General features: G+C 70.0%; 8 protein-coding genes. 1 reads left to right on the top strand and 7 read right to left on the bottom strand.

The window, feature by feature from the left end; all coding sequences use genetic code 11:
- Positions 1-86: 86 nt before the first annotated feature.
- Both pafA and ACFV2J_RS39625 read right to left on the bottom strand, forming a co-directional pair.
- Positions 87-1,448 carry a Pup--protein ligase gene (gene pafA / locus ACFV2J_RS39630; protein WP_030606492.1) on the bottom strand — a complete coding sequence of 454 codons (1,362 nt, stop codon included), beginning with the start codon at positions 1,446-1,448 and terminating at the stop codon, positions 87-89.
- 9 nt (positions 1,449-1,457) lie between these two features.
- Positions 1,458-2,717, bottom strand: a complete 1,260-nt coding sequence (locus ACFV2J_RS39625; RefSeq protein WP_385087949.1) for an MFS transporter — start codon at positions 2,715-2,717, stop codon at positions 1,458-1,460.
- 121 nt (positions 2,718-2,838) lie between these two features.
- Between ACFV2J_RS39625 and ACFV2J_RS39620 the strand changes: the two genes are divergently transcribed.
- A complete protein-coding gene (locus ACFV2J_RS39620) occupies positions 2,839-3,849 on the top strand; it encodes a LacI family DNA-binding transcriptional regulator (RefSeq protein ID WP_385087947.1) in 1,011 nt (336 codons plus the stop codon).
- A gap of 145 nt (positions 3,850-3,994) precedes the next feature.
- On the opposite strand, the gene prcA is transcribed toward ACFV2J_RS39620, so the two are convergent.
- The 5 genes from prcA to dop all read right to left on the bottom strand — a co-directional run bounded on the left by prcA (position 3,995) and on the right by dop (position 7,993).
- On the bottom strand, positions 3,995-4,741 hold the full coding sequence (gene prcA, locus ACFV2J_RS39615; RefSeq protein WP_385087945.1) for a proteasome subunit alpha: 747 nt from the start codon (positions 4,739-4,741) through the stop codon (positions 3,995-3,997).
- A 57-nt stretch (positions 4,742-4,798) separates the two neighbouring features.
- Positions 4,799-5,644, bottom strand: coding sequence for a proteasome subunit beta (gene prcB / locus ACFV2J_RS39610; RefSeq protein ID WP_385087943.1), 846 nt, complete (start codon positions 5,642-5,644; stop codon positions 4,799-4,801).
- A complete protein-coding gene (locus ACFV2J_RS39605) occupies positions 5,596-5,772 on the bottom strand; it encodes an endonuclease domain-containing protein (RefSeq protein ID WP_385087941.1) in 177 nt (58 codons plus the stop codon). Before ACFV2J_RS39605 ends, prcB begins: the two co-directional genes overlap by 49 nt.
- Before the next feature lie 323 nt (positions 5,773-6,095).
- Positions 6,096-6,314 carry a ubiquitin-like protein Pup gene (locus tag ACFV2J_RS39600; protein WP_127181041.1) on the bottom strand — a complete coding sequence of 73 codons (219 nt, stop codon included), beginning with the start codon at positions 6,312-6,314 and terminating at the stop codon, positions 6,096-6,098.
- A 167-nt stretch (positions 6,315-6,481) separates the two neighbouring features.
- Positions 6,482-7,993 carry a depupylase/deamidase Dop gene (gene dop / locus ACFV2J_RS39595; protein WP_359490263.1) on the bottom strand — a complete coding sequence of 504 codons (1,512 nt, stop codon included), beginning with the start codon at positions 7,991-7,993 and terminating at the stop codon, positions 6,482-6,484.
- Positions 7,994-8,307: the final 314 nt, after the last annotated feature.

Below are 8,307 nucleotides of genomic sequence, written 5' to 3'. Positions count from 1 at the left end.
CAAACATAAACTCATTCAGAGGCCCCCGCACCCCCAAACGTCGCGCGCCCCGCTTTGCTTGCCGTCAACCAGCCCAAACCCCCGGCTCACATTCCGGCGATCAGCTTCTCCACCCGGTCGTCGACCGAACGGAACGGGTCCTTGCACAACACGGTGCGCTGTGCCTGATCGTTGAGCTTGAGGTGGACCCAGTCGACGGTGAAATCGCGGCGCTGTTCCTGAGCACGCCGGATGAAGTCACCGCGCAGCCGCGCCCGAGTGGTCTGCGGCGGCACGGACTTGCCCTCGAAGATCTTCAAGTCGTTGCAGATCCGAGCGGCTTGTCCCTTCCTTTCCAGCAGGTAGTACAGGCCACGACGACGGTGGATGTCGTGGTAGGCGAGGTCTATCTGGGCGACCCTCGGGTGCGACATCGTCATGTTGTGCTTGGCCCGGTACCGCTCGATGAGTTTGTACTTCATGACCCAGTCGATCTCGGTACCGATCCGGTCGAGGTCCTCCGCCTCGATCGAGTCGAGCACCCGGCCCCACAGTTCGAGGACCTGTTCGACGGTGCCCGTGCGGATGCCGCGGCGCTCGCAGAAGTCCACGGCCTTCTCGTAGTACTCCCGCTGCACCTCCAGGGCGGAGGCCTCACGGCCACTGGCCAGCCGCACCTTGCGGCGGCCCGTGATGTCGTGGCTCACCTCGCGGATCGCCCGGATCGGGTTCTCCAGGGTGAGGTCGCGCATCACCGTGCCGGCCTCGATCATGCGCAGTACCAGGTCGGTGGCGCCGACCTTCAGGAGCATGGTCGTCTCGGACATGTTCGAGTCGCCGACGATCACGTGCAGCCGGCGGTAGCGCTCGGCGTCGGCGTGCGGCTCGTCGCGGGTGTTGATGATGGGCCGGGAGCGGGTCGTCGCGGAGCTGACGCCCTCCCAGATGTGCTCGGCACGCTGGCTGACGCAGTACACGGCGCCGCGCGGGGTCTGCAGCACCTTGCCGGCCCCGCACAGAAGCTGCCGCGTGACCAGGAACGGGATGAGGATGTCCGCGAGTCGGGAGAACTCCCCGTGGCGCGCCACCAGGTAGTTCTCGTGGCACCCGTACGAGTTGCCGGCCGAGTCGGTGTTGTTCTTGAACAGGTAGACGTCGCCCGCGATTCCTTCCTCGTGCAGGCGTCGTTCTGCGTCCACCAGGAGTCCTTCGAGAATGCGCTCGCCGGCTTTGTCGTGGGTGACGAGTTCCGTCACGTTGTCACATTCGGGTGTCGCGTATTCCGGATGTGATCCCACGTCGAGATAGAGGCGGGCACCGTTCCGCAGAAAGACATTGCTGCTGCGGCCCCATGACACGACACGGCGGAAGAGGTACCGCGCCACCTCGTCGGGAGACAGGCGCCGCTGTCCCCTGAACGTACACGTGACGCCGTACTCGTTCTCCAGCCCGAAAATGCGGCGGTCCATGACTGAACATTACGCCCGATCCCCCGAGCTGAAACGGGGTTCGACGGCACGGTTTGGATCATTTTCCGATGAGACCGCAACTACCGCGCCGTCGCCGGTAGCTGCGAGGACCCGTCCCGTGGCCAGCAGAACCACCAGCGCGGCGGCTCCCGCGACCCCCGGTACGGCGAAGCCCCACACGGCCCCGCCCCACTCCACGACCGGGCCCGCGAGGCCCGTTCCGACCGACGCGCCGACGGTGAACGTGGTCACAAGCCAGGAGAACGCCTCGGTGACGGTGCCCTTCGGGGCGTGCCGGTCCACGATGATGAACGCGCAGGCGATGCAGGGGGCCAGGAACACACCGGCGAGGCCCGTGAGGGCCGTCATGGCGACCGCGCCGGGCATCAGCAGCAGCGGCAGGTAACACACCGCCAGGAAGGCCACCAGCACGCGCAGTCGCCGCTCCGGCGCGCCGGTCCACCGCCGTGCCCCGTAGACCGAGCCGCCGACGAGCGCGCCGAGACCCAGGGCCGCCATCAGCCACCCGTACACCGCGTCCCCGCCGTGGTCGTCGGCGTACGAGACGGCGGCGACCGTGATCGAGCCGAGCGCGTTCCCCACGAACAGGAACGCGCCGAGCAGGGCCAGCAGCCCCGGTGAGCGCAGCGCGCCGAGCCAGTGCGCCTCGCGCGGCGCCGAACGCCACGCGCGCGAGGGCGGCGAGACGACCACCCAGAGGGCGCCCAGCACCCCGATGCCGTTCAGGATCAGCAGCGCGGCCTGCGCGGACCAGAGCGACACGAAGAGGGTCACCAGCAGGGGTCCGACGGTGAACATGACCTCCTGGGCCACGGCGTCCATCGCGTACGCGGTGTGCACCTGGTCCTCGCGGCGCAGCACGGAGGGCCACAGGGCACGCAGACCGCCTTCCAGCGGCGGAGTGAAGAGCCCGGCGACCACCATGGCGGCGTAGGCGACGGGCAGCGGGTCGGTGCCCGAGAGGGCGAAGACGGCCATGCCCAGGGCCGAGACCAGCGCGGCGGGCAGTTGGACTCGTGGCTGCCCGTAGAGGTCCACCAGCCGCCCGAGCAGCGGCTGGCCCACGGCGTTGGCCACCCCGTACACGGCGGCGAGCGCCCCGGCCAGGCCGTACGTGCCGCCCTCGGCCCGGACGAAGAGCACGACGGCGATGGCGGCCGTCGCGTTCGGCAGCCGCCCGGTGAGCGTGCCGGCGAGCAGCCGGGCGGCGTGCCTCGCCCTGAGGATCTCCAGGTATCCCGCAGCCATGTTCCCGCCTTCTCCGCCGGGCGGCCGAGGCCACCCCGAGCTGCCAGTGTTACGTATAACGTCCCTGGCCATACGTACCATGTGCCCAGTCCTCGAGTCCAGACGAAGGAGCAGGCCGCCGGTGGCACGAGCCAGCACGCGCCCCACGAGCCGGGACGTCGCCCAGGCCGCGGGGGTCTCCCAGGCCGCGGTCTCCCTCGTGATGGGCGAGAAGTGGCGCGGCCGGGTCTCCGAGGCGACGGCGGACCGTGTCCGGGATGCCGCCCGGGAGCTCGGCTACCGCCCGAACCTGGCCGCCCGCAACCTCCGCCTCGGCCGCACCCGCACGGTCCTTCTGGTCGTCCCGGCGCTCACCACCGAGTTCTTCGCGGGCGTCTACACCGGCGCGGCGCGGGTGGCCTCCGCCCACGGCTTCGGCGTGGTCCTCTATCCGTCACCCGAGGGCATCGGACCCGCCCGCGATCCGTTCGGCTCCGCACGGGCGGCCCTGGACGGCGTCATCGCCTCCTCCATGGCCGCGGACGCCCTCACGGCGATCCGGGGCGACCAGCTGCCCCTCGTGATGCTGGACAGCGACCCCGCGGGCAGCCTGGGCGCGGCCACCGTCAACCTCGACATCGCGGACGGCGTACGCCAGGTGGCGGACCACCTGCTGGCCCTCGGCCACCGTCGCTTCCTGCACCTGGGGGCGGACATCGCGTCCTGGACCTTCGAGGTGCGCGCCCGCGAACTGGCCGCCCGGTTGGCGGGCGTCCCGGGTACGCGGCTGCGCACGGCCCGCGCCCCGATCTCCATCGAGGACTCCCGTGCCGCCGCGGAGACGGCCCTGTCCGCGCCGGGGCCCCGGCCCACGGCCCTGGTCTGCGACGACGACAACCTCGCGGCCGGTGCCTACAAGGCGGCCCGCCGTCTGGGTCTGCGGGTCCCCGACGACCTCTCGATCACGGGTCTCGACGACCTGGCCCTCGCCCGTGCCATCGACCCCGAGCTGACCACGGTCCGCCTGGACGCCGAGCTGTTCGGTGAGCGGGGCATGGAGACCCTCCTGGCCGTCCTGGAGGGCCGCACACCGCCCGAGGGAGACATCCCGGTCGAACTGGTCGTACGGGGCTCCACGGCGCCGCCCGGCTGAGGGCTGTCCCGTGATCCCCGGCGGATCGGCGCGCGGCGCGGCGGGGGGGGGCGGCGCCGGGGCGGCGCCCAGCCGCCCGCGGGGGGGGCCGCTGCTGGGGGCCGCCCGCCCCCGCGGCCGCGGGGGGGGGGGGGCGCGAGCGGGGTCACTCGTCGTCTTCGGGGTCCTCGGCCTCGGTGGCGGTGGACGCGCCGCCCTCCTCCAGCAGACGGGCCAGCTGGCGCCCGACGATGCGCTTGAACTTGCGCTGCTGCGGGCGCGTGCGGTCCAGGATCGCCACTTCCAGGCGCTCGGCGGGGATCTCCCGCTCACCGCCGTTCGGCTCCCGCGACAGGGACTGCACGGCCAGCTTCAGCGCCTCGGCCAGCGACATGCCGTCCTGGTGGCGCTGGTCCAGATAGGTGCTGATCTGCTCGGCGTTGCCGCCGACCGCGACCGACCCGTGCTCGTCCACGATCGATCCGTCGTGCGGCAGCCGGTAGATCTGGTCGCCGTCGGGGGTCTCCCCCACCTCGGCGACCACCAGCTCCACCTCGTACGGCTTCTCGGCCGCACTCGAGAAGATCGTGCCCAGCGTCTGGGCATAGACGTTCGCCAGACCGCGCGCGGTCACGTCGTCACGGTCGTACGTGTAGCCGCGAAGATCGGCGTAGCGCACACCGCCGATCCGCAGGTTCTCGTACTCGTTGTACTTGCCGGCGGCCGCGAAGCCGATCCGGTCGTAGATCTCGCTGAACTTGTGCAGCGCGCGGGACGGGTTCTCGCCGACGAACACGATGCCGTCGGCGTACTGGAGCACGACGAGGCTGCGACCGCGCGCGATGCCCTTGCGGGCGTACTCCGCGCGGTCGGCCATGGCCTGCTGGGGTGAGACATAGAACGGCGTCGACACCGGCTATCCGTCCCTTTCTGTCGAAGTCACAGGGTCACCTGGCTGAAGAGGCGGGACTCAGAGCAGCGCGGCCCGCGGGCCGTCCGGCTGCTCCAGACGCCGCTCCAGGATCGCGCGGGCGATCTCCGCGGACTCCTCGTCCGTGAGACGGCGGAATCCCTCTTCGGTGATCACGGTGACGATCGGGTAGATCCGGCGGGCGACATCGGGACCGCCCGTCGCCGAGTCGTCGTCGGCCGCGTCGTACAGCGCCTGGATGACCAGGGTGGTGGCCTGCGCCTCGGTCAGGTCACTGCTGTAGAGCTTCTTCATGGCACCGCGCGCGAAGATCGAGCCGGAGCCGGTGGCGGCGTACCCGTGCTCCTCGGAGCGGCCGCCGGTGACGTCGTAGGAGAAGATGCGGCCCTTGTCGCGGTCCACGTCGTAGCCCGCGAAGAGGGGGACCACGGCGAGGCCCTGCATGGCCATGCCGAGGTTGGAACGGATCATGGTGGAGAGACGGTTGGCCTTGCCCTCCAGGGAGAGCGTCGCGCCCTCGACCTTCTCGAAGTGCTCCAGCTCCAGCTGGAACAGCTTGACCATCTCGACGGCCAGACCCGCCGTACCGGCGATGCCCACCGCCGAGTACTCGTCGGCCGGGAAGACCTTCTCGATGTCGCGCTGAGCGATCATGTTGCCCATGGTCGCCCGCCGGTCGCCGGCGAGGACGACCCCGCCGGGGAAGGTGACGGCGACGATGGTCGTGCCGTGCGGCGCCTCGATCACGCCCTGCACGGGCGGCAGCTGCCGCCTGCCCGGGAGCATCTCCGGCTGGTGCTCGGACAGGAAGTCCATGAAGGACGACGACCCGGGCGTCAGGAAGGCAGCCGGTAGACGCCCGGTGCTACGAGTGTTGGCTTCCACGGGGATCCTTCCAAGTAGGCGGCAGCCCGACGAACAGCGTCGGGATCATCTCCCAACTTGCCGATGGCCGAATTACAGTTGAAGCACAGTACGCCACGGACCCTACCCGTCTCGTGGCGGTGATCCACGTGAACTGGGGGAGCTTTCCAACAGATCACGCGGGGCCCCTTTCGAGAGGCCACCGTCTCGGTCACGGTCGGCTTCGGCCATGCCGTATCGGCGCTTCAGGAAGCCTGCGCGCCCCTCAGCGGCTCGACACGTCTCGCAGCGCGTGGACAGCCCGTCCGAGGCCATCGCCTTGCGGTGCCACTTCGGTGCACGGCCCGGCCGTCCGGATGGGACCGCCTGCGAACGAAGGCTGCGTACGGCTCGTGCTCGCCGCACCGCACGCAGCACTTCACATTCTCTTCGTCCGCCGAGCCGAAAGCCCCCGTAACCTTCGATCCGAAGGTTACTCGCCGCCCTTCTGAACGAAACTTCGCACGAAGTCCTCCGCGTTCTCCTCGAGGACATCGTCGATCTCGTCCAGTACGGAGTCGACGTCGTCCGACAGCTTCTCCTGGCGTTCCTTGAGGTCGTCCGTCGCCTGCGCGTCCTGCGCCTGCTCCTCGACCTCCTCGGTGGAACGCGTCGCCTTCTGCTGTCCGCCGCCGGTGTCCTTGGTCGCCATAACCCTCACCCCGCTCGGTTCGACGTTCTTGATCAGACCCTACAAGCAGGGTCCGACATCGGCCCCGCAGTTGCCACAACGTCCGGGGGCCACCTCCATGATTCCCGGGCGTCGCCCTTTTCCACCCCGATGCGCCGTACGGGGCCCGAGGGCCCCGTACGACCGGATCAGCCGCCCGAAAGGACCTTGACCAGGTCTTCCGCCGTGCGACAACGATCGAGGAGTTCCTTGACGTGATTACGCGTTCCGCGAAGCGGCTCCAGGGTTGGAACGCGCTGGAGCGAGTCCCTGCCGGGCAGATCGAAGATCACCGAGTCCCAGGAGGCCGCCGCCACGTCGTCCGCGTACTGTTCGAGACACCGGCCGCGGAAGTACGCGCGGGTGTCCTCCGGCGGCTTCGTCCGGGCCCGCTCGACGTCCGACTCGTCCAGCAGGCGCTTCATCTTGCCGCGGGCGGCCAGACGGTTGTAGAGGCCCTTCTCGGCCCGTACGTCGGCGTACTGGAGGTCGACCAGGTGCAGCCGGGCGGCGTCCCAGTCGAGGTCGTCGCGGCGCCGGTAGCCCTCCATGAGCTCCCGCTTGGCGACCCAGTCGAGCTCGCCGGCCAGGCTCATCGGGTCGTTCTCCAGCCGGTTCAGCGTGTCCTCCCAGCGGACCAGGACGTCCTTGGTCTGGTCGTCCGCGTCCGCCCCGAACCGCTCCTCCACGTATTTGCGCGACAGCTCGAAGTACTCCATCTGGAGCTGTACCGCGGTCAGCGTGCGTCCGCTGCGCAGCGTGACGAGCCGCTTCAGGGTGGGGTCGTGCGAGACCTGGTGCAGGGTGCGCACCGGTTGGTCGACCGCCAGGTCGACGGCGATGAAGCCGTCCTCGATCATGGACAGGACCAGGGCGGTCGTGCCCAGCTTCAGATAGGTCGAGATCTCCGACAGGTTCGCGTCGCCGATGATCACGTGCAGCCTGCGGTACTTCTCGGCGTCCGCGTGCGGCTCGTCGCGGGTGTTGATGATGGGGCGCTTCAGCGTGGTCTCCAGGCCCACCTCGACCTCGAAGTAGTCGGCCCGCTGACTGAGCTGGAAGCCGTGCTCGTGGCCGTCCTGGCCGATACCGACGCGGCCCGCTCCGGTGACGACCTGACGGGACACGAAGAACGGCGTGAGGTGGCGCACGATGTCCGAGAAGGGGGTCTCCCGCTTCATCAGGTAGTTCTCGTGCGTGCCGTACGAGGCACCCTTGTTGTCGGTGTTGTTCTTGTAGAGGTGGATCGGCTGGGCGCCGGGGAGCTGGGCCGCCCGTTCCGCGGCCTCCGCCATGATGCGCTCGCCGGCCTTGTCCCACAGGACCGCGTCCCAGGGGTTGGTGACCTCGGGCGAGCTGTACTCCGGGTGCGCGTGGTCCACGTACAGCCGTGCGCCGTTGGTGAGGATGACATTGGCCAGGCCGATGTCCTCGTCGGTGAGCTGGCTGGAGTCGGCGGCCTCGCGGGCGAGGTCGAAGCCTCGCGCGTCCCGCAGCGGGTTCTCCTCCTCGAAGTCCCAGCGGGCGCGGCGCGCCCGGTGCATCGCCGCCGCGTACGCGTTGACGATCTGGGACGAGGTGAGCATGGCATTGGCGTTGGGGTGGCCGGCGACGGAGATCCCGTACTCCGTCTCGATGCCCATTACTCGCCGTACGGTCATGCGGCCCTCCTTGCCCGGCGGCGCCCTCGGTCGGGGGCGCTGCTCAAGTACCGCTGGTGCTCCGGTGCGTGTGCGGTGCCCGTCCCCGCAACGCGCGACTCGGCGGTACGAAAGAGCCTAGAACGCCTCTGCGCTGGTGGGGAGATCATTTGCGTCATTGCTGTGCTCCAGCCGTGCCCCGGAAAGCAGTCGGGGGGGGGGGGGCCGGGGGGGGGCCCCCCCCCCCCCCCGGGGGGGGAGGTGGTGTTCCGGGGGGTGGGCCCGGGGGGGAGGGGGGGCGCGGGGGGGCCCCCGCGGGGACGGGGGGAGAGAGT

The sequence above is a fragment of the Streptomyces sp. NPDC059668 genome, assembly GCF_042734135.1.
Taxonomy (GTDB): Bacteria; Actinomycetota; Actinomycetes; order Streptomycetales; family Streptomycetaceae; genus Streptomyces.
This window is presented reverse-complemented; position numbering and strand designations above follow the sequence as displayed.

Excerpts from the sequence above, each read along its gene's own strand:
- pafA (WP_030606492.1), bottom strand. The coding sequence starts at position 1,448 with ATGGACCGCCGCATTTTCGGGCTGGAGAACGAGTACGGCGTCACGTGT.
- dop (WP_359490263.1), bottom strand. The coding sequence starts at position 7,993 with ATGACCGTACGGCGAGTAATGGGCATCGAGACGGAGTACGGGATCTCC.
- ACFV2J_RS39600 (WP_127181041.1), bottom strand. The coding sequence starts at position 6,314 with ATGGCGACCAAGGACACCGGCGGCGGACAGCAGAAGGCGACGCGTTCC.
- ACFV2J_RS39625 (WP_385087949.1), bottom strand. The coding sequence starts at position 2,717 with ATGGCTGCGGGATACCTGGAGATCCTCAGGGCGAGGCACGCCGCCCGG.